Raw genomic sequence first — 20,203 nt, forward strand, 5'->3', positions numbered from 1 at the left:
ACTTCCCACTCCGCCGGGTAGGGGCGTCTCACCGGATGCGGGTGCGGCCGGTGACGTAGAGCGGCTTCATGTCGACGGTCGTCGCGGTGAGGGTGTGCCCCAGGCCCTCGCGGGCCGCGTTGGTCAGCACGCCCGGGTCGGCGGCGGCGTGCTCGGCGAACAGGCCGCCGAGGTCGCGCTCGCGGGCGTACTCGGCCTTCGCGCGGACGGAGCGCGGGGTGTCGAGGGAGAGGTGCACGCCGCTGGCGGGGTTGTGGAGGAAGTCGGCGTCGGCGGAGGCGTCCGTGTACAGCTCGAAGCCGTTGCGGCCTCGGCCGTTCTCCAGGTCGAGGTAGTTGCGCAGCACGTCGGCGAAGTGGCTCACGCCGGGCTCGAAGGAGCCGATCGTCCCGTTCGTGCCGGGGACGTACGTGCCGCGCAGCGGCGAGACGTTGTCGAGCCGGGCCCGCTGCGCGTTGCGGGTGGTGGTGGCGTAGCCGAGGTGGATGCGGCGGGAGTCCACGCCCAGCTCGGACACGAGGTACGTGACGGCGTCGTCGATGCAGGGCTGGCTGCCGTTCGGGTCGCGGCGGAGGGGAGCGTGGTGCCCGAGTCCGGGGGACCAGGGGCTGCCGAACAGGTCGAACGACATCAGGTCGAGCCGGTCGGCGCCGGCGTCCACCAGCAGCGGGACGTTCGCGTCCTTCAGCTGCCCGACGATGGCGGGCACGGCGACGGCGATCGTCGTGGGGTGGCCGGCGGCGGACAGGGCTTGCCTGGTCTCGCGGATCAGTTCGGCGTAGTTGGCCGGGTCCTCCGGGCCGTAGTCGGTGTCCGGGGCGCCGGGCGAGCCGGGCCACCGCCAGTCGAGGTGAAGGGCGGAGAACATCGGGAAGGCGCGGAAGATGCGTACGACGGACTGCGCGAACCGCTGCCGGGCGGCCGGATCGCTCGCGATCGAGGGGAAGGCCTGGCTCAGGTCCCAGCCGCCGATGTGCAGGCCGACGGTGAGGGCCGGATCGGAGGCCTTCAGACGGCTCGCGGCGCCGAGGAGACCCTGGGCACGCTGCTGGTCGAAGAGCGCCGGATAGTCGTTGGAGACCCAGCCGTCGAAACCGTAGCCGTGGTAGGCGGCCACCGAGCTCCACGCGTCGGTGAAGGTGACCGTGCCGTGGCCGGCGGAGGGGAAGCCGAAGTCCGCGGCCGCCTGGGCGATCGCGGCGGCGAGGACGCCCTGGTCACCGACGATGCCGGTCAGGCCGAGGACGATCTCGTCGAAGGCGCCGCTCGCGGCGTCGAGGCGGGCGAGGTCCGCGCCCGGGCCGCCGGTGGGGGATCCGGGCGCCTCCGTCAGGCGGCCGTCGTAGGCCCACTTGGTGTCGAGGAAGCCGGACACGGTCTGGCTGCCGCTGCGCCGGTAGGTGTTGAAGGAGGGCTTGGCGACCCGGCAGGGCGTGTAGGACAGCCTCGTGTCCTCGGTGGCCGGGTCGAAGCCGTTCGCCTCGTAGGTCTGCTCGGCCGCGCCGACGGCCTGCCCGTTGAGGCCGGGGTCGGACGGGTACACCAGCTCGCTCATGGCGCGCGCTCCCTGTGGTGCGGATGTCGGAAACGTCGGGAAGCGTAGTGACGGCGGTGTGGGTGCGGAGCAGTTCCGGTGAAGTGGTTGACGTGGCGTCAGATTGGCGATAGCGCCGAGGCTCTGATCCGCGCACACCCCGTTCGGGCCGGATCTCCACAACTTCGCTACAGGAACGCCCGGGCACTCCTCTGCCGGCCACCTCCTTGGGATCATCGCTGGTGGGCATCGGGGAGGTGCCCCGGCGGCGATCGAGGGGGTTGCGATGAACGCTCGGCTCGGGAACGCGGAGGCGCCCGGCAGGCGCCGTCGGGCGGCCGCAGGGCCGGCCGGCCGGGTACTGACGCAGGGCCTGTTCCTCCTGGCGGGACTGGCCACCACCGTTCTCTGCTTCGGGTGGTTCGTCGACGCGAACGAGGTGGCGGGCGCCTACCGCACCGCCCCGGTGTGCGGCACGGCGGCGCACACGCCCGGCACGGACTGCGTGCTGCGCGAGACCGGCAAGGTGACGGCCAGGGACGCGGTCAACAACGGCGACTCCACCGACTACACGCTGACCGTGGCACGCGAGACGGCCCCCAAGCACAGCTACCCGATCAACGCGGAGCTCTACAGCGTCGCGAAGGTCGGCGCGGACGTGGACCTGACGGTCTTCCGGGGGAGGGTGGCCGAGGTCTCCTACGACGGGCACCGCGTGCAGAACCCGGGCACGCCCTGGCTGGCCTCCGTCGAGGTGGCCCTCCTGGCCGGCCTGGGAACGGCACTCACCGCCCACGGCCTGACCTGGTCCCGGTTGGGCGGGCGACCGGCCTCCTTCTTCCTGGCCATGGGCTTCTTCACCGCCCTCATGGCGCTCCTCGGCTGCCTCTTCTTCGTGACGTCGCCGTTCCCGCTCGCCGTCACCCTGGCCGTCCCCGTCCTCGGCTGGCTGTTCATGACCGCCTGCGCCACGGTGGCCACCTGGGACGACTGACGTTCCCGGTCGCACCCGGCACTGCGGGCGGGACCTACGAACGGCGGGCCAGCAGGTGGGCGTCGAGGAAGCCCCGTTCGGTGGCCGGGTCGTGGAGCAGCCGGGCGAAGGGAACGAGCCCGGCGTCGGCCAGCAGTTCGGCGAGGCGGTCCACCGGCCAGCTGTAGGCGGGCGTCACCTTGTGGTCGAACCGGACCGGCTCCGGTCCGTCGGTGCCGAAGAAGGAGACCAGGAGCAGGCCGCCCGGTGCCAGGACGCGTACCAGCTCGGCGAGCAGCTCCGGCAGTTCCCCCGGCGGGGTGTGGATCGTCGAGTAGTGGGCCAGTACGCCGCCGAGCGCGCCGTCCTCGACCGGCAGGGACTCCATCCGCGCCTCCTGGAAGCGCAGCGCTGGATGGGCCCGCCGGGCGTGGTCGACCATGCCCGGGGAGAGGTCGAGTCCGAAGGCGTCCAGACCCAGTTGGTGCAGCATGGCCGTCAGGTGTCCGGGCCCGCACCCCACGTCCGCTGCCCGCGGGTTGCCCGTCGCGCGCACCAGCTCGGCGAAGGTGCCGATCATGGCCCGGGAGAACGGCTGCTCCTCCAGCCGGTTCGCGAACAGCGATGCGTAGAGCTCGACGACCCCGTCGTAGGCCGCCCTTGTCTCGTCCTGATGATCCGTCACGGGAAGGACTCCAAGGCGTGTCCGATAACCGATCGTGTGGCAGGTCGAGGCGAGTCGACGGAGGTGGCGTGGGAGCGGATGGAGCAGCCCGCGTGATCAGCGGTTGAGCGACGCGGAAGGACTACTCCTCGAACCAGACGACCAGCCGGACGTGCTGGTCACCGTGGACTCCGGCGAGGGCGCGCATGACGGTCCACACCGGCTGCCATGGGCCGTCGGCGGGGACGGCGTCGCGGCGCCTGGCGCGTTCAGCGCGAAAGACCGTGGTGCCGGTGTCCCATTCGGTTCCCTCCGCCCAGAGTTCACCGATGCGGTCGGAGTCGACGCTCAGCGTGTCGATGCCGCTCGCCCTTGCGAACCCTCGGCTCCAGTCCTCGTGGCGCACCAGCTCCAGTGCGCCATCCGGCAGGCGTCGATACCGGGCGATGTGGGTTGCACGGGCGATCGCCGGCTCGTCCCAGTCGATGGCGAGGATCTCGTTCCACCCAGCCAGGTGGCACCGAACGCCGTCTCGTCCCACGACGCGTGCCTGGCGCGAGCGCCCTCCGAAACATCAGCGGGCAAGCCGCGGTCGGCAGCGACCGGTCGCCAGTGGCCACTGAGGTCCCGGACGCCGAAGAGGCAGGCGAAGGCGCTGTAGTCCCTGGTCATGCCGAGCATGGACAGCTCGACGGCCGAGTACCACGCCGTCTCCCCGATGCTGAGGCCGGAGCCCCAGGTGCGGCACTCCACGGATCCTCGAATAGTCGTTCCCACGGCCCGATTGTGCCGTGCCCTGCCGGCGCGCGCACAGGATGATCATTTGTCGGACGCGGCCGTGGAGCCGGTCTGACGGTGATCGTGTGGCGGGTCGAGGTGAGGTGCACGCCACGATGCGGATGGTCATTCGTCGGACGGGCTTTGGCGGGCGTGCGGCAGTTGCCAGCCCGCGGCGAGACGGGAGGGGTGGATGTTCCGCCCGCCGCCGAAGAACTCGCAGAACTTCATGATCAACGGGTCCCAGCCGACCGGGTCGACGTGGTGCGTGCCGGGGATGACCAACTCCTCCGCCACGTGCGCCCGTAGCACCTCCAGCTGGAAGGCGGTGGCGAAGCCCTCGGGGTCGGTGCCGATCGGGTACGAGTCCACCACCCGGCACTCCAGGTGCACCGGGCACTCGGCCGCCCTCGGCGGGGACACCGACTCGGACTCCTGCTCGGTGAGCCCGGCGAGCTTGAACTTCTCGCGCTCGAAGCGGTACCCCTGCTGCTGCCGGTTCTCCGAGATCACCGGGTTCGCGGTGGTGAGCGCGAGCCGGTCGACCGCGTCCACCATCGCCGAGGACGGCAGGTTGAGCACGCACTCGCGTTCGCGCAGCAGGTTCGCGGTGGTCTGGGCGGTGGCGCCGAGGCCGATCACGCAGAACTGGCCCAGCCACCAAGCCGAGGACATCGGCGTGAGGTTGGCGCTGCCGTCCTCGTTGCGGGAACTGATGAGCACCACCGGGGTGCCGAAGTACAGGACCTTGAGTCCGGGGGCGACGTGCATCGGGCGTCCGCCTTTCGTTCGGGGTACGCCCAGGAGTCTTCTTCGGCCGTCCCGTCGCCGCTGGCGGGTATCGGACCTCGCGTTCGGGCGCGTCCCACCCGTGCCACCCGCGCGACCCCGTGCGGGTGCGGGACTCCCCGGTGCGGCCCGTCCCCGCTCCGGCCGGGCTCAGGACTCCCGTTGCGGCCCGTCCCGGTGTGGTCCGGGCTCAGGACTGCGTGGCGCCGGCCGGGTCGGCGCGCTCTCGCAGGAGTTCGCGCACCAGGGAGAGCGCCGGCCACTGCAGCCGGCCGTGCCGGGCCACCGCGTAGGCGCGCAGGACCACCGGCGGGTCCTCCAGCGGCACGAAGCGGATCCCGGGGACGAGCTCCCGGTCCGCCGGCAGCAGCGACACCCCGAGCCCGGCGGCGACCATGCGCTGCACCAGGTCGAGGCTGTCGGCGCGGTGGGTGATGTGCGGGTCGGACCCGGCCATCGAGGACAGCGTCCGCACCACCGCCTCGTCCGCGGTGTGCCGGGAGTTGGCGATCCAGTCCAGCCCCGCGCAGGCCGCGAAGACCTCCACGGACGGGCCCGCGGGCAGGTCCAGCCCCACCGGCGCGATCAGGCCCCAGTCGGCCGTCCACAGGGGCAGCGCCTCCACCGACCGGTCGGCCGGGGCAGGCGCCAGGTTGTAGTCGTAGGTGAGCGCGAGGTCCACCGCGTCGTCCGCCAGCAGCGCCAGTGCCTCCGGCGGCTCGTGCTCGCGCACCAGCAGCCGCACCCTCGGGTACTGCTCGGCGAGCCGCACGACCAGCGGCAGCAGGAAGTCGCGCACCGCGGTCATGTACCCCGCGACCCGCACGGTGCCGTTCGGCTCGGCGCCCGCGCTCAGGTCGATGCGCGCGGCCTCCACCGCGTCCAGGATCCGAGCCCCGTGCTCGACGAGTCGGCGGCCGGCCGGGGTCAGCCGGACGCCGCGGCCGTCCGGCTCCACGAGGACCTGCCCGACCTCCTTCGCCAGCGCGGTGATCTGCTGCGACACGGTCGAGGTCGTCACGTGCAGGCATTCGGCGACGGCGCGCATCGAACCGAGGCGCGACAGTTCGCAGAGCAGGGCGAGGCGGCGGGTGTCCATGAGCCCATCGTTCACGATTCATGAACGGACTGTCCAGGAACAGCACGTGGACGGCAACGGTCGAACGGCGGTCTACTGATCCACATGACCGCCCTCCACCAGCCCACGTCCCGCCGCGCCGGCTCCCGGGCCGGCACCGGTGCCGCCATGACGCTCGCCGCCATGACCTCCGTCCAGGCCGGCCTCGCGCTGGCCGCCGGCCAGTTCGACCGGATCGGCCCGGTCACCGCCGCATGGCTGCGGCTGGTCTGGGCCGGGCTGATCCTCCTCGCGGTGGCCCGGCCCCGGCGCTCCGACTTCACCCGCGCCGGGCTGCGGGCCTGCCTGCTGCTGGGCGTGGTGACCGCCGGGATGATGAGCCTGTTCATGCTCGCCATCGCCCGCATCCCGCTGGGCACGGCCAGCGCCCTGGAGTTCCTCGGCCCCCTCGCGGTCTCCCTGTACGCGGGCCGCCGTGCCGGGCTGCTGCGCTGGAGTGCGCTCGCCGCGGGTGGGGTCGTCCTGCTCACCGAACCCTGGCGGGGCGGAACGGACCCGGTCGGCCTCGCCCTGGCGCTGGGGGCCGGCGCGTGCTGGGCCGGCTACATCGTCCTCACCCAGCGCGCCGGCGACCAGGTCGAGGGGGTCAAGGGGCTCGCCGTGTCGCTGCCGACGGCCGCGCTCGTCACCACCGTCTTCGTGGGCCCGGCCGCGATCGGCGCCGTCACCCCCTCCCTGGCGTTCACCGGGCTGCTGCTGGCCCTGCTCGCGCCGCTGGTCCCGTTCATCCTCGAACTCCTCGCGCTGCGGCGGCTCACCACGGCCGCCTTCGGCACCCTGCTGAGCCTCGAACCGGCCATCGCCCTCGCCATCGGGGCCGCCGTCCTCGGGCAGATCCCGGGACCGCTCGGCCTCCTCGGCGTGATCTGCGTGGTCACCGCCGGCATGGCCGTCGTCCGCGGCGGCGAACGCGCCCCTGCCCCGGTGCCCCGCACGCCCGCCCGCGACGACGCGCCCACCCCGGAGCCGGCCCGTCCCGCCGCCTGACCGGGCTCCCGGCGGGGCTCCCGACCGGGCCGCCGCCGGGGCGCCCCCGGACGGTGCCGGTACGATCATCCGTTGACACGCCGTCACCAGTCCGGCTCCCCGCCGCCCGCCCCCGCGGCCACCACCGAAGGAGACGCCCCGCCATGACGCCTGCCGCCGTGCCGAGTCCACCGGAGGACGTCGCGGTGGTGCTGTCGGGCCACGGCCCGGTCGGCCGCGCCTACGCCGACCTGCTGCGGACGCGGGGCGAGGAGCTCGCCCGGCGGTACTCGGTCCGGCTGCGGCTCGCCGCCGTCCGGACCGCCTCCGCGCACTGCCTGGTGAACCCGGGCGACCCGGTGCCGCCGCGCCCGGCCTGGGGGCCGCCGGTGCCGCTGGAGCAGACCCTCGACCGGAGCGGCGCGCGCGTCCTGGTACAGGCGCTGCCCTCCTCGCCGGCGGTGCGGCGGCAGGCCGCCGAGGAGGCCGCCCTGGCCCTGCGCCGCGGGGTCCACGTCGTCACCGCGGCCAAGGGCCACCTGCTCACCCACTGGCGCGAACTCGGCGAGGCCGCGCAGGCCGGCCGCAGCCTGATCAGGATCTCCGGGGCCACCGGGGCCGCGCTGCCGACGGCCGACCTGGCGCGGGCGGGCGTCCGCGGTCTCGGCTGCCGCTCCGTCCGAGCCTGCCCCAACGGGACCGCCACCTTCGTCCTCGACCGCCTGGCGGCGGGGGAGTCCCTGGCGGAGGCGGTCGGCGAGGCGCAGCGGCGGGGCATCGCCGAGGCCGACCCCTCGGCCGACCTGTCGGGCGAGGACGCCGCCACCAAGGTGCGGCTCCTGGCGGCCCTGCTGTGGGGGTGGGAACCGTCGGCCGTGCGGGTGCGGACGGAGCCGGTGGACGGGCGCACCGCCCAGGCGGCCCTGGCCGCGGCCGCGCGCGGGCACCGGCTGCGGGCGGTGGCGAGGGCGAGCCTCGACGAGCCGCTGGTGGTCCGCGTCGGGCTGGAGGAGACCGCGCCGGGCGATCCGCTCCACGCCCTGGCCGGTCCGGAGAAGGCCGTCGTCTACGGCTGCCCGGAGGCGGGCGACATCACGGTGAGCGGCGGCCGGTCGAGCCCGGTCGGCGCGGCGCTCGCGATGCTCAAGGACACCCTCGACGTGACGACGGCCGGCCGCTTCGGCTTCGGCTGAAGGCCGGGAGGCAGAAGGCCCCAGGGCCCCCTCGGGAGGGTCAGGCCGGGTCGGTCGAGCCGGTGAGCACCTCCACCGGGTGCCGGCGGTGCGCGGCGACGAGGTCGAGGGCCCGGCCGGTGTCCCGGGCCTCCAGCGCCGCGACCAGCTGGCAGTGCTCCGCCGGGACGCGGGCGAGGTACGCCTCGCCGCTGCGGCCGGTCCGGGTCAGCAGGGACAGGTGGACCTGGCCCCGGATCGCCTCCCACGCCTCCTCCAGCCGGCGATGGTGGGCGGCCGCGAAGACGGCGTCGTGGAAGGCGATGTCGAGGCGGACCGTCGCGTGCTCGTCGGTGGCGTGCTCGGTCAGGTCGGCGGCCCGGCGGATGGCGGCGATCTCCTCGTCGGAGGCGAGCTCGACGACGCGCCGCACGGCCAGGCCTTCCAGCGTGCCGCGCAGGCTGTCGAGTTCGGCGACGTCCTCGGGGGAGAACGTCGTCACCGTGGTGCCGCGGTGCCACTCGCAGTGCACGAGGCCCTCGCGCTCCAGCACCCGCAGCGCCTCTCGGACCGGGCCTCGGCTCACCCGCAGCGCGGCGGCCAGCTCCACCTCGCGAAGCTGCGAGCCGGGCGGGTAGGCGCCGCCGAGGACGGCCTCCCGGACGCGGTCCGCCACCTCGTCGGCCAGCCCCCGGCGGTGCGCCGGGGACACGGTGCCGTGGTCACCCATGTCCGTCTCCATCTCCCTCTGTGGCTCAGGGTTTGTCCGGGCAGTCCGCATCGACCCAGGTGGCGATGAGGTCCCGGCAGGTGACGATCAGTGTGCCGGGCCGGAAGGCGATCTCGTGGGAGCAGCCGTGCTCGTGCGGGAGGATCTCGTCCAGGATCACGGTGTCGAGGTCGGCCCGGTCGGCACCCCGAGGGGTCTCGATCCGGACGTCCACGACGCCCTGGTACCGGATGACCAGGTCCTCGTCGTGCTTCCAGCAGTTGTGCCGGAAGTGCGCTTCGAGGTCGACGGGTTCGTCCTCGATCGGTCCGAGCTGGTGCAGCGTCAGGTCCTTGGTGCAGCGCATCGAGCCGAAGGCGTAGTGATCGGGGTCGGTGGCGAAGGCGCGCGCCCCGGGCGGGAGGCTTCCGGCGAGCTCCGGCAGCTGCCGGAGGTAGCGGGTGGGGCTGATGACACCGGTCACCGAACCGATCCGCGCGGCCAGGTCGACGAACTCCACGTGCACTCCGGGTGGTCATGGCTCTTCGGGTGTGGGCGCGTCATCGTCACATGCCCTGCCGCTGCGGTGTCCACTCGTTTCCCGTGGGCCGGCCCGGCCGTCGCCGCCGCGTCCGCCGGCAGCGGCGCCAGCCGGACCGGGCGCCAGGGCCCGTCCGCGCGGCGGGCGCGCACGGTGACGGCGGCCCCGCTCCGGCCCGTGCGCACGGTGACCGGGCGGTTCCGCCGGCCGGGCACCGGGGCGAGCGAGAAGTCGGAGACTCCGCGGGTGACGGGTTGTGGCGCACGCGGCAGGTGCGGGCGCACTGCCCGGAGGCGCACCGCCCGGGGCCGGGGCGGCGGCCCCGGGCGGTCACGGGTGGTCACGGCGTCAGCCGGTCACCCACCAGGACAGCGAGGTGGTGAGCGAGGGCCGCAGCGCGGGGTCGATCACCGCCGGGGTGGGGTCGGTCGCCACGGCGGTGAGCCGGTGGCCGATGCCGCGCGGGGCGGCGGCGAGACCGAACGCGGAGAGCGGGATCGTGGTGCGGTCGCGCAGCTGCACCAGTTCGCGCCCGTCCTCGTACCAGCGCAGGGTCGTCCCGGGGACGGGCAGTTCGACGGTCAGCCGGCCGGCGGAGTCGAGTGTGGTGCCGGCGGGCGTGGTGCTGGTGACGGTCGCGGCGTGCCGGTAGAACCCGGCGATCATGGCCTCCCGGCCGGGGAGGTTGAACTCGCGCCCGAGCGACCGCATGATCGAGTTCTCGGTGGGCCGCTGCAGCCCGGCGGGGTAGTAGCCGCCGCCGACGTAGGTGCCGACGGTTCCGCCGTCCGGCGAGGTCCGGCCGAGCCAGCGGTACCACTTCGCGCGCTCGTCGCGCATCCGGTCGGCGGTCAGCGTGCTGATGTTGGACTCGGTGGGTTCGGCGCCCTGGTAGGTGCCCTGGCCGTCGTAGAAGTACTCGTCGGCGAGCTTGCCGAGCGAGTGGCCGGTCTCGTGCACGGCGATCTGCCCGGAGCGGCTGTTGCCCCCGGCCACGGTCGCGATGCCCTCGTACCCGAGCGGGGACTGCACGTCGTTGTAGCCGGCGCCGCCGTACTTGGCGGTGTTGGCGACCACCAGGACCAGGTCGGCCTGCGGGGCCTTCGCGGCGTACCGCTCCACGGCCTTGACGTCCACGCAGAGCAGCCGCTCGACGTCGTCGCACCAGAAGTAGGAGCCGAGCGCCGTGTCGCGGACGGTGGCCCGGTCGGGGTCCCCGGTGACGCCCGACTCGGCCGAGACGGCGTCCACCGCCCAGACGTTGAACAGTCCGCGGTAGGTGGCGTAGGGCTCGACGGCGCTGAGCTCACGCCACTTGGCGGCGGCGTCGGCGCGGAACTTCTCCTGCTCCCCGGCGGTGTAGCCGTCGCCGATCACCACCACGTCCAGCTTGGTGTCCGTGCCGCCGTTGGTGACGATCGGTGTGACGGCGCCGTCGCCCGCGAGGGCCGGGGGCCGGCCGGTGAGGTACGGCGAGACGGGGGAGACCTCGGCCCGGGTGATGCCGCCGTCCTCGGCGAACACCTCGACCCGCTGCCCCCGTACCGCCGGCCCGTCGGCGGGTGCCGCCCCGGCCGGTACGGCTCCGAATATGGACATGGACATGACACCTGTGAGGATGGCGGCGGCCAACCTGTTCCTGCGCACACGGGCTCCTTGCGAGTGGAATTTTACTGGCGCCACCCATTGGACGAGGTTTCGGCCCGCGAAGGGAAGACCCCCGGCACGCAAAGGCCGCCCCTCCGGCGGGGGAGGGGCGGCTCGGCGGTGTCCCGGCGGGAGGTCAGCCCTCCTTGACGACCAGCGTCTTGGCGACCTTGTCGTGCAGCGCCTGCTGGAGCGGCTTGTCCCACAGCGGCCAGAGCACGTTCAGGAGGGAGAACAGCGAACCGACGCAGTACACGGCGCCGGGGAGGGCGTAGACCGCGGCGCGGGTCAGGTGGCCGCCCTCGGTCGACGGCCCGCCGTGCCCGAGGTCGACGACGCGCAGCTTCATGACCTTCTTGCCGACCGTCTGGCCGCCCTGGGTCATCAGCATCGCGGCCTCGTAGCCGAAGGTGACCACGGCCGCCAGGGCCGCGTACAGGAACGAGTTGCCGAGGGTGAGGAAGAGTACGAGGTTCGGCACCAGCAGCACGAGCACGTCGATCAGTCGCGCCAGGAACCGCTCGCCGAGCGGGGCGAGCTGACGCGTGCCCGGTATCGGCGCACCGCCGTAGGCGCCGGCCGGGGGCAGCCAGTGCGGCCATCCGCCCTGCGGCGGCTGGCCGAACGGCGGCGCGCCGTAACCGCCCTGCGGCTGCTGCCCGTAGGGGGCCTGGCCGTACGGGGACTGCTGTCCGTAGGGCGCCTGCTGGCCGTACGGGTCCTGCGGCCCGTACGGATTCTGCTGCCCGTGCGGGTTCTGGGGCCCGTACGGGTTCTGACCGCCGGTCGGGTAGCCGTAACCCGACGGATCGTTGGTGCTCATGCGTGCTGCTTCCCGTGTCGTGGAGTGGGTGCCGGGGTCGGGCTGACAGGGTGCCACCGGGGGCGGGCCGGGCGGCCCGTGCCGGACCGGCGGCAGGTCTCTACAGAACTGTAGAGCAAGCGCAAAGCCCCGGTAAAGCCCGTTGACGCCGCGCCAGGCCGCATCCGCCGTGCCCGCCCCCCGGCCCCCGCGCCGCCCGGTCGTCCCAGGTCGCGGCGGGTGGCGCGGGCACGACCGCTGGATAGGGTGCCGACGGACGGGTGCGCACGGAGCACCCGTCCGTCCGCAACCGTCGAAGGGACCAAGCCATGCCGGCCGCACCTGCCCCCGGATCCACCTCCCGGCCGTCGCTCACCCGGTTCGGCCTGGGCACGGCCGCCGTCGGCCGGCCCGGCTACATCACCCTCGGCCGCGACGCCGACCTGCCGGCCGAGCGCACCGTCGAGGCGTTGCGGCGCCGTACGCACGAGCTGCTCGACGCCGCCTACGCGGCCGGCGTGCGCTACTTCGACACCGCCCGGTCGTACGGCCGGGCCGAGGAGTTCGTCGCCCAGTGGCTCGACGCCCGCCCGGCCGCGGCCGCCGAGGTGACGGTCGGCAGCAAGTGGGGCTACACCTACACCGCCGACTGGCGGACCTCCGGCGTGCCGGTGCACGAGGTCAAGGAGCACACGGCGGAGGTCTTCGACCGTCAGCTCAAGGAGACCCGGGCCCTGCTGGGCTCCCGTCTGGACGTCTACCTGGTGCACTCCGTCACCCCGGACAGCCCGGCGCTGACCGACCCCGCCCTGCACGAGCGGCTGGCCGGCCTCACCGCCGAGGGCGTCCGGGTCGGCCTGTCCACCAGCGGCCCGGCCCAGGCCGACACCGTCCGGGCGGCGCTGGAGCTGACCGTGGCGGGGCGGCCGCTGTTCGCCGCCGTGCAGTCGACCTGGAACGTCCTGGAGCCGTCCGCCGGGCCCGCGCTGGCGGCGGCGCACGCGGCCGGGTGGCTGGTGGTGGTCAAGGAGGGCATGGCCAACGGCCGGCTGGCCGACCGCAACGCCACCGGACCGGACACCGCCGCCCTGCGGACGGTCGCCGCCCGTGCGGGCGCCTCCTGCGACGCGCTCGCCCTCGCCGCGGTGGCCGCCCAGCCGTGGGCGGACGTGGTGCTCTCCGGGGCGGCCACGGCGGAGCAGCTGGCCTCCAACCTCGCCGCCGCCGACCTCCACCTCGACGAGGCGCAGCTCGCCGAGCTCGCCCCCCTCGCCGAGCCCGCCGAGGCCTACTGGCGCACCCGCGCGGCGCTGCCCTGGGCCTGACTCGCCGGCAGGCCCCCCAGGGCCGTCCGCTGCAGGAGTGGACGACGCGGCGGCCTCGGGCCTGACGCGTGAGGTTCCGCTGAGCCCCTCGCGGATGAAGCCGGTGAGGTCGGCGAGGCCGGGGGCCGGGGGTGCGGCCGGCACCGGACCCGTCAGGGATGCATCCGGGCTCCCTTGAGGACCTTGTCCACCGCGTTCCGCGGCCCGTGGACGGCCATGCCCACCAGATCGAGCTGCCCGGTGCCCACCGCCCGGACGGCCGCCCGGTTGTCCCGGTCGTTGCCGGTGGCGAACAGGTCCGAGGTGAACACGGCCGTCGGCAGCGACCGGGACACCGCACGGCCGTGCGCGGCGGTCAGCGTCTCCTTCGTCCCCTCGAAGACCAGCACGGGCTGGCGGAACATCGGCAGGTACGCGGTGTCGTCCGCGTCCAGGTACGGCTCGCCGATCACCTCGGGCGCGGCCGTGCCGAGCCCGCTGACCAGGAAGGCGGTCACGTTCAGCCGCTGCCAGGGTTCGAGGTCCTCGCGCAGCAGCACGGCGATCTTCGTGTCGAAGCGGACGGGTGCGTTCTCTTCCGTTCTCATGATCCGAGACTGCCCGGTGCCCGGCCGCGCCGTCTTGTACGTTCTTTGCATGGCGGCCCCGCAGCAGATCCAGGCGTGGCGCCCGTCGGTCCCGGGCGTCGTGGAGGTCCTCCACGCCCACTTCACCGAGCACACGTACCCGATGCACGTCCACGACGCCTGGACCCTGCTGATCGTCGACGACGGCGCGGTCCGCTACGAACTGGACCGCCACGAACGGGGCACGCCGGACGACACCGTCAGCCTGCTCCCGCCGCTGGTCCCGCACAACGGCGCCCCGGCCACCGCGGGCGGCTTCCGCAAGCGGGTGCTCTACCTCGACATGACGCAGCTGGACGCGAGCTTCATCGGGCCGGCCGTCGACGGCCCGGACCTGACCGACCCCGTCCTGCGCCGGCGCATCGGGCAGCTGCACACGGCCCTCGCTCACCCCGGGGACGAACTCGAGGCGGAGAGCCGGCTGGCCCTCATCGGCGACCGGCTGCGCGAGCACCTGCGCCCCCGGCTCGCCGCCGGCGGTCCCGTCCCCGGCCACGGCCTCGCCCGGGACCTGCGCGACCTCCTCGACGGGCACCTGCTGGAACGCACCACCCTGGACCAGGCCGCCCGTCTGCTGCACGCCCACCCCGCCCACCTGGTGCGCGCGTTCAGCGCCGCCTTCGGCATCGCGCCCCACCAGTACGTGATGTCCCGCCGGGTCGACCTGGCCCGCCGGCTGCTGCTCGGCGGACAGCCACCGGGCGAGGTCGCCGCCGCCGCGGGCTTCTACGACCAGCCGCACCTCACCCGGCACTTCAAGCGCGTCCTGGGCGTCACCCCGGGCCGGTACACCCGCGCCGGGGCACGGCCCCCGGGCCGTCCGGCCGCCTCGAAGCCCTCGAACTCTTCGTACTCTTCGGACTGCTCGGACTCTCCGGACTGCTCGGACTCTCCGGACTCCCGGGCGTGCTGACCGCCTCGGCGCCGGGCACCGGCGGCAAGAAGTCGCCCGACGTTCACGGCGGTTCCACCGCATCGTGACGAGATGTGGATCAGGTGTTCCGACGCGCGGAACAGGTCCAGGGATCTCGAAATGGTGCCGTCCACGACGCACGCGTCACCCGTCCCGCAGCAGCGCCGCGCCCCGGCGCTGAGCCGGCGCGGCCTGCTGGTCGGGGCGGCCGTCGCCGCGGGCGTCCAGGCGCTCGACGTCCGGACGGCGCCGAGGCCGGCCGAATCCGGTAGGCGCGCGGCCAAGCGGCGCACCACCCCGGGTGCGCCTGTGCGCCGGGACCAGGGTGCCGGGGAGCCTGGCCGGGCGGGGCCGGTGCTGGCACGGTGGCCGGGCACGATCGTCCGACCGAAGGGACACGCATGACACGGCGTTGGCTGGTGACCGGTTGCTCGTCCGGCCTGGGGCGCGCGTTGGTGGCGGCCGCCGCCGAGGCGGGGGACAGGGTGGTGGCCACCGCGCGCAGGCCCGCGGACCTGGAGGAGCTGGTGCGAGCCAGCCCGGACCGGATCCTCCCGGCGGTGCTGGACGTCCGGGACGGCGGGCAGTGCGAGGCCGCGGTGGCGCACGCCGTGGACCGGCTCGGCGGGCTGGACGTCCTGGTCAACAACGCGGGCAACGGCGTGTTCGGCGCGGTGGAGGAGGTGACGGACGATGAACTGCGCGACCAGCTGGAGACCCTGGTGGTCGGCCCGTGGCGGCTGGCCCGGCTGGTCCTGCCGGTGATGCGCGCGCAGGGCGCCGGGGACATCCTCAACGTCTCCTCGCTGGCCGGCCGGACGGCCTTCCCCGGCCTGGCCGCGTACGTCACGGGCAAGCACGCCCTGGAAGGCATGACGCAGGCGCTGGCCGCGGAGGCGGAGGCGTTCGGCATCCGCGTGGCCGCCCTGGAGCCGGGCGGCTACGCGACCCGCTACGGCGCTTCGCTCACCGACGCCGCCGGGCGCTCGCCGCACTACGCGTCCTTCACCGACCCGATGCGCGGCCTGCTCGCCACCATGACCGAGGGGCCGACGGTCGGGCGGGCGGAGGACTTCGCCCGGCTGGTGCTGCGCATCGTCGCCACCCCCGGACCGCTTCCGGTCCGCATCCCGGTCGGTCCCGGCAGTCATGCGCACCTGGAGGCCACCCAGGAGGCGGCCGCCGCCGAACTCGCCGCCGCCCGCGTGCTGCTGGACGGCCCGCTGACCTGAGCCGGGGGCGGGCGGTTCGCTCGGCCGGGCGGGGGATTCCTGTCACCCGTTCGGGCCGCCCGGGTGGCGGCACGGGCGGGCCGCTGAGCGTTCGTGTGCAAACGTGGCTCGCGTGCCCCCTCGCGGGGTGTCTCCGAGGCCCGGTCCGGGCCCGGACTGCCCAGCCGGGCAGATTGACGAGCAGCGATGACCTGGAGGTCATGAGATGTCCGTTCGTGGAACGCTCTGCAAGGTCGCCGCCACCGCGGTGCTGGCGGCTGCCGCCATGGTGGCCGTGCCGACGTCGGCGATGGCGTACGGCTCGGCCCCGCAGCCGTCGTCGGAGTCCGGGCTCGCGACGGGTTCGGCCTCGGTCGGCCTCTTCGGGCCGAAGCTCAGCTGGCTGGAGGCCTTCAGCAAGTCGAACGGCTGACCGGTCCCCGGCACCCGGACGCCCCGGCCGCACCACGCGGCCGGGGCGTCCGCATGCCCGCGCTCCGGCTCCCGCCCGGAGGGAGGGAGGGAGGGAGGGCGCAGGAAGCCCACAGCGATCCCGCAGGAAGCCCGCAGGAATCCACCACCCCGGCGGGTTCGCCCGGCAGCGGCCACGGCATGATGGGCCCATGGCCTCCGCACCCTTCCGCGTCCCCGGCGAGCGCCGTCCGTGCGGACCGGTGGGGCGCCCGTGAGCCGGCCGGCCGAGCCCGCCGCGCCCGCCGGACCCGGTACGGGTGCGCCCGGCGCGGGATTCGGCTTCGTGGGGCGGCGGCCGGAGCTCGCCCGCCTCACCGAGGCGGTGCTCCATCCGCCCGCCGTGGTCCTGGTCGAGGGCGAGGCCGGCATCGGCAAGTCCCGCCTGGTCACCGAGGCCATGGCGGCCGTCGCCGCCGCCGGCCGCCGGGTGCTGACCGGGTTCTGCCACCCGCTGCGCGAGCCGCTGCCCTTCGGCCCCGTGGTGGACGCGCTGCGGGCCGTCGGCCCGCTCCTGCCGCCCGCCGGCCGCATCCCGGCGAGCGCCGGCGCACTGCGCCCGCTGCTGCCCGACCTGGCCGACCGGCTCCCGCCCCACCCGCCGGGCGCGGGCGACGGGCTGCCCGGCCGTCACCTCCTGGTTCAGGCGGTGCGCGCCCTGCTGGGCGTGCTCGGCGAGGTGGTCCTGGTCATCGAGGACCTGCACTGGGTCGACGACGCCACCCGTGAGTTGCTCCTGCTGCTCGCCCGGGACATGCCGCCGGGGCTGGCGCTGGTCCTCACCTACCGCGCGGAGGACCTGCCGCCGGACACCCCCGTCCTCGGGGCCGCCTACCGGCGCCCGGGCGGCGTGGGCGGGGCACTGCTCCGGCTGCGCCCGCTGGCCGAGGACGAGGTCCGCGAACTGGCCCGCGCCGCCCTGGGGTCGCGGGCGACGGCCGCCCTCACCCGGGTGCTGTTCGACCGCTGCGAAGGCCTGCCGCTGGTCGCCGAGGAGGACCTGATCACGCTGTGCGAACAGCGCGGCCCCGGCGGGCTCACCGACGCCGCGGACCTCGCCGCCGACCTGGAGCACTCGGAGGTCCCGCGCGGCCTGCGCGACGCGGTCACCGAACGGCTCGCGGCCCTGACGCCCGACGCCTCGGCGGTCGTGGCGGCCGCGGCCGTGCTCGGCGTGCCGGCGGGGGAGGAGCTGCTCGGCGCGGTCGCCGGCCTCGACCCGCGGGCCACCGCGGACGGGCTGACCGAGGCCCTGCGCGCGGCCGTGCTCAGCGAGAACCCGCCGGCCCACTACGGCTTCCGGCACGTGCTGGCGCAGCAGGTGGCCTACCGACGGCTGCCCGGCCCGCAGCGCACCGCCCTGCACCGCCGGGCGGTCGGCGCGCTGGGCACGCGCGAGCCGCGCCCGCTCGTGCAGATCGCCCACCACACCCTGGCGCTCGGCGACCGGGCGGTGTGGCAGGAGGTGGCCGAGGCCGCCGCCGACCAGGCGGTCGCGCTGGGGGACGCCGGCAGCGCCGGTGCGCTGCTGCGGAAGCTGCTCGACGAGCCGGACCTCGACCCCCGGCGCCGGGGCCGCGCCGCCCTCGCCCTGGCCCGGATCGCCGCCAACGGCGTGGACTCGGCGGCGAGCGTCGGCATCCTCACCGGGATGATCGCCGACCGGCGGCTGCCGGTCGCCGATCGCGGCGAGATCCGGCTGACCCTCGGCATCCTGATGGCCATTCAGGGCGGCGACCGGGCCGGTTTCGCCCGGATCGAGGAGTCGCTGGAGGAGCTGGAGCAGCGGCCGGCGCGGGCGGCCCGGGCGATGGTGGCGCTCGCCATGAACGAGCGCGACGGCGCGGCCGAGCGCGCCTGGGAATGGCTGGACCGGGCGGAGCGCACGCTGGCCGCCGGACCGGACGAGGAGGTGGCCGCCGCGGTGCGCGCCACCCGGCTGACCTTCCTGGCGCGCGAGGGCGACCCGGCGGTGTGGCCGCTGCTGGAGGAGCTGCCGCGCAGCGCGGACCGGGCCGAGATCGTCCGGCAGACCACCCGCGCGCTCTACAACGTCGGCGAGATCTCGGTCGAACTGGGCCACGACCGCCGCGCCGCGCGCCTGTTGGAGGAGAGCCGACGACTGGCCCGGCGGGCCGCCATCCCCTACCTGGAGTGCTACAGCCGGATCGCGCTGCTGCGGCTCGAAGGGCTGGACGGGCGCTGGGCCGGGCTGGAGGAACGGTTCGCCGCGCTGGGCGCCGAGTTCCCCGACCTCGCGATGGCCGGCGCCGAGCGGGCCCTGCTGCTGGGCCGGCTGGCGGCCGCCCGGGGCCGGCTCGCGGATGCGCGCCGCCACTTCGCCGCGGCGGCGCCGTACGGGGACCGCGAGTCCCAGGTGACGGCGGCCGTGCGGGCCGCCGCCGGCCTGGCCGGGCTGCAGCTCGCCGAGGGCGACTCCGCGCAGGCCGCGGTCACGCTCGCCCCGGCCGTCACCGCGCTCCGGCACGCGCGGGCGTGGGCGCGCGCGGCCGAACTGCTGCCGGTCGCGGTCGAGGCGTTCCTCGCCGAGGGCGACCGCCCGGCCGCCGTCCGGTTGACCGAGGATGCGGCGCGGGGCCTGGAGGGCCGGGACGCCCCGGCCGCCGTGGCCGCGCTCGACTTCGCCCGCGGCCTGCTCGCGGGCGAGGACGACCCGGCGGACGCGGCCGAGGCGTTCACCCGCTCCCGCGACCGGTGGCGGGAGATCGGCCGCCCCTACGAGGCGGCCCGGGCCGAGGAACGGGCCGCAGTCGCGCTGGCCGGCGCCGCACCCGACGGCGCCGCACCGGACGGCGCCACACCGGACGGAGTCCCGCCGACCGGGCGCGACCGCGCCGCGGCGGGGGAGTGGATGGCCGCCGCCGAACAGGCCTACCTGGCCCTCGGGGCCGCCTCGGACGCGGCCCGCTGCCAACGCCTGCGCCGCGACCTCGGCCTCGGCCGGGCCGCGTCACCGGGCCGGCGCGGCTACGGCGAGCGGCTCTCCCCGCGCGAGCGGCAGGTCGCGGCCCTGGCCGCCCAGGGCTCGGCCAATCAGGACATCGCCCGGGCGCTCTTCCTCTCGCCGCGGACGGTCGAGCACCACGTGGCGAGCGCGCTCCGCAAGCTCGGCGTCGGCCGCGCGGAGCTGCGCGAGGCCCTGGCGGCCGTCGAGGACGGGGACACCGGCACCGCCACCCGCGTCCCGGACGGCCCGCGCGCCTGACGGGCCCGCAGCCTGACGGCGGTCACCCGCGGGGCGAGCGGCGCGCGTCACTCGCGCGGTCAGCGGTCAGCGGTCAGCGGTCAATGGTCAGCAGCCAGCAGTCAGCGCCGGTGGTGGCCGGCGCGCTCGGCGAGCCGGGCAAGCCGGGCCAGCCTGGCGAGGCGGGTCTGCCGGACGGCCGCACCGCGGCGGGCCGGGTGCACCAGCCCGGGGTCGTCGAGGGCGGTGAAGTGCTCCTGGGCGTAGAGCCGGAAACGTTCGCGGCGGGTCATGGAGGCCTCCGGTGGCATCGGGGGGACGGGGGCTTCGTGCGGAGGCCTCCAGCAAAGCGGCCCGGCCGTCGGCGAATCAATGCGTACCGCTACCCAACCCCCACGCCGAATCCTGGGTACCGCCCCCGGCCCGGAGTCCGCCCGCCCCCACCAGCGCCCGGACCAGCGCGGGCACCACGGACAGGACGGGCGGCGCGGGCGGCGCGCCGGGGTCCCGGCCGTCGCGGTGGACGAGGAAGGTGGCCGACGCCGGGCCGTCCCAGGCGCGGAGGGCGCCCCTGCGCGTCGCCGGCAGCGGCCGGACCTCGTCGAACACCGTCCAGGACGGCGCTCCGGCGGCCGCGTCCGCGGCCAGCGCGGGCACCACGGACAGGACGGGCGGCGCGGGCGGCGCGCCGGGGTCCCGGCCGTCGCGGTGGACGAGGAAGGTGGCCGACGCCGGGCCGT

Annotated in this window: 20 protein-coding genes and 1 pseudogene; 8 read left to right on the forward strand and 13 right to left on the reverse strand. The window is 75.3% G+C overall.

The features are described from left to right. Positions 1-28: 28 nt before the first annotated feature. Positions 29-1,555: a glycosyl hydrolase family 18 protein gene (locus ACFVHB_RS17105; RefSeq protein ID WP_380321953.1), complete on the reverse strand. Its 1,527-nt coding sequence runs from the start codon at positions 1,553-1,555 to the stop codon at positions 29-31. 265 nt (positions 1,556-1,820) lie between these two features. Here ACFVHB_RS17105 and ACFVHB_RS17110 point away from each other — a divergent pair, with 265 nt between their 5' ends. Continuing rightward, positions 1,821-2,528 (forward strand): hypothetical protein, encoded by a 708-nt coding sequence (locus ACFVHB_RS17110; RefSeq protein WP_380321956.1) that lies wholly within the window; start codon positions 1,821-1,823, stop codon positions 2,526-2,528. 34 nt (positions 2,529-2,562) lie between these two features. Here the strand turns inward: ACFVHB_RS17110 and ACFVHB_RS17115 are convergent, their stop codons facing one another. The 4 genes from ACFVHB_RS17115 to ACFVHB_RS17130 form a co-directional block, all read right to left on the reverse strand. Next, a complete protein-coding gene (locus ACFVHB_RS17115) occupies positions 2,563-3,192 on the reverse strand; it encodes a class I SAM-dependent methyltransferase (protein WP_380321959.1) in 630 nt (209 codons plus the stop codon). 121 nt (positions 3,193-3,313) lie between these two features. After that, positions 3,314-3,712, reverse strand: coding sequence for a hypothetical protein (locus ACFVHB_RS17120; protein WP_380321962.1), 399 nt, complete (start codon positions 3,710-3,712; stop codon positions 3,314-3,316). 362 nt (positions 3,713-4,074) lie between these two features. Beyond that, the gene (locus tag ACFVHB_RS17125; RefSeq protein WP_380321965.1) at positions 4,075-4,719 is read right to left on the reverse strand and encodes a flavin reductase family protein; all 645 of its coding nucleotides are present in this window, start codon (positions 4,717-4,719) and stop codon (positions 4,075-4,077) included. A gap of 208 nt (positions 4,720-4,927) precedes the next feature. Then, a complete protein-coding gene (locus ACFVHB_RS17130) occupies positions 4,928-5,836 on the reverse strand; it encodes a LysR family transcriptional regulator (protein ID WP_380321968.1) in 909 nt (302 codons plus the stop codon). A gap of 84 nt (positions 5,837-5,920) precedes the next feature. On the opposite strand from ACFVHB_RS17130, the gene ACFVHB_RS17135 reads away from it, so the two are divergent. Beyond that, complete coding sequence (locus tag ACFVHB_RS17135) at positions 5,921-6,862, forward strand: DMT family transporter (RefSeq protein WP_380321971.1); 942 nt, start codon at positions 5,921-5,923, stop codon at positions 6,860-6,862. 143 nt (positions 6,863-7,005) lie between these two features. Continuing rightward, positions 7,006-8,034 (forward strand): homoserine dehydrogenase, encoded by a 1,029-nt coding sequence (locus ACFVHB_RS17140; protein ID WP_380321974.1) that lies wholly within the window; start codon positions 7,006-7,008, stop codon positions 8,032-8,034. Between the two features lie 40 nt (positions 8,035-8,074). On the opposite strand, the gene ACFVHB_RS17145 is transcribed toward ACFVHB_RS17140, so the two are convergent. From ACFVHB_RS17145 to ACFVHB_RS17165, 5 genes are all read right to left on the reverse strand, one after another. Next, on the reverse strand, positions 8,075-8,743 hold the full coding sequence (locus tag ACFVHB_RS17145) for a GntR family transcriptional regulator (RefSeq protein ID WP_380321977.1): 669 nt from the start codon (positions 8,741-8,743) through the stop codon (positions 8,075-8,077). 25 nt (positions 8,744-8,768) lie between these two features. After that, positions 8,769-9,242, reverse strand: a complete 474-nt coding sequence (locus ACFVHB_RS17150; RefSeq protein WP_380321980.1) for a hypothetical protein — start codon at positions 9,240-9,242, stop codon at positions 8,769-8,771. Then, the gene (locus tag ACFVHB_RS17155; RefSeq protein ID WP_380321983.1) at positions 9,203-9,607 is read right to left on the reverse strand and encodes a DUF1349 domain-containing protein; all 405 of its coding nucleotides are present in this window, start codon (positions 9,605-9,607) and stop codon (positions 9,203-9,205) included. Before ACFVHB_RS17155 ends, ACFVHB_RS17150 begins: the two co-directional genes overlap by 40 nt. Before the next feature lie 4 nt (positions 9,608-9,611). Continuing rightward, the gene (locus tag ACFVHB_RS17160; RefSeq protein ID WP_380321986.1) at positions 9,612-10,862 is read right to left on the reverse strand and encodes a M64 family metallopeptidase; all 1,251 of its coding nucleotides are present in this window, start codon (positions 10,860-10,862) and stop codon (positions 9,612-9,614) included. A gap of 184 nt (positions 10,863-11,046) precedes the next feature. After that, positions 11,047-11,733 (reverse strand): RDD family protein, encoded by a 687-nt coding sequence (locus ACFVHB_RS17165; RefSeq protein ID WP_380321989.1) that lies wholly within the window; start codon positions 11,731-11,733, stop codon positions 11,047-11,049. Positions 11,734-12,041: 308 nt separating this feature from the next. On the opposite strand from ACFVHB_RS17165, the gene ACFVHB_RS17170 reads away from it, so the two are divergent. Next, a complete protein-coding gene (locus tag ACFVHB_RS17170) occupies positions 12,042-13,037 on the forward strand; it encodes an aldo/keto reductase (RefSeq protein WP_380321992.1) in 996 nt (331 codons plus the stop codon). A gap of 152 nt (positions 13,038-13,189) precedes the next feature. On the opposite strand, the gene ACFVHB_RS17175 is transcribed toward ACFVHB_RS17170, so the two are convergent. Beyond that, positions 13,190-13,624, reverse strand: a complete 435-nt coding sequence (locus ACFVHB_RS17175) for a DUF2000 family protein (protein WP_380321995.1) — start codon at positions 13,622-13,624, stop codon at positions 13,190-13,192. Positions 13,625-13,673: 49 nt separating this feature from the next. Between ACFVHB_RS17175 and ACFVHB_RS17180 the strand changes: the two genes are divergently transcribed. The 4 genes from ACFVHB_RS17180 (at position 13,674) to ACFVHB_RS17195 (ending at position 19,484) form a co-directional block, all read left to right on the forward strand. Next, positions 13,674-14,576 (forward strand): AraC family transcriptional regulator, encoded by a 903-nt coding sequence (locus ACFVHB_RS17180; RefSeq protein ID WP_380321998.1) that lies wholly within the window; start codon positions 13,674-13,676, stop codon positions 14,574-14,576. A gap of 401 nt (positions 14,577-14,977) precedes the next feature. Beyond that, on the forward strand, positions 14,978-15,808 hold the full coding sequence (locus tag ACFVHB_RS17185; protein WP_380322001.1) for an SDR family oxidoreductase: 831 nt from the start codon (positions 14,978-14,980) through the stop codon (positions 15,806-15,808). Between the two features lie 205 nt (positions 15,809-16,013). Continuing rightward, entirely contained in the window at positions 16,014-16,220 is a 207-nt protein-coding gene (locus ACFVHB_RS17190) for a hypothetical protein (RefSeq protein WP_380322004.1), read from the forward strand. 252 nt (positions 16,221-16,472) lie between these two features. Next, entirely contained in the window at positions 16,473-19,484 is a 3,012-nt protein-coding gene (locus ACFVHB_RS17195; RefSeq protein ID WP_380322007.1) for an ATP-binding protein, read from the forward strand. Between the two features lie 101 nt (positions 19,485-19,585). Here ACFVHB_RS17195 and ACFVHB_RS17200 read toward each other — a convergent pair whose 3' ends face one another. Continuing rightward, positions 19,586-19,756 carry a hypothetical protein gene (locus ACFVHB_RS17200; RefSeq protein ID WP_380322010.1) on the reverse strand — a complete coding sequence of 57 codons (171 nt, stop codon included), beginning with the start codon at positions 19,754-19,756 and terminating at the stop codon, positions 19,586-19,588. 76 nt (positions 19,757-19,832) lie between these two features. Further along, a pseudogene (locus tag ACFVHB_RS17205) lies at positions 19,833-20,203 on the reverse strand (hypothetical protein); the annotation flags it as partial.

This window comes from Kitasatospora sp. NPDC127111 (assembly GCF_042677465.1).
Lineage (GTDB): Bacteria > Actinomycetota > Actinomycetes > Streptomycetales > Streptomycetaceae > Kitasatospora.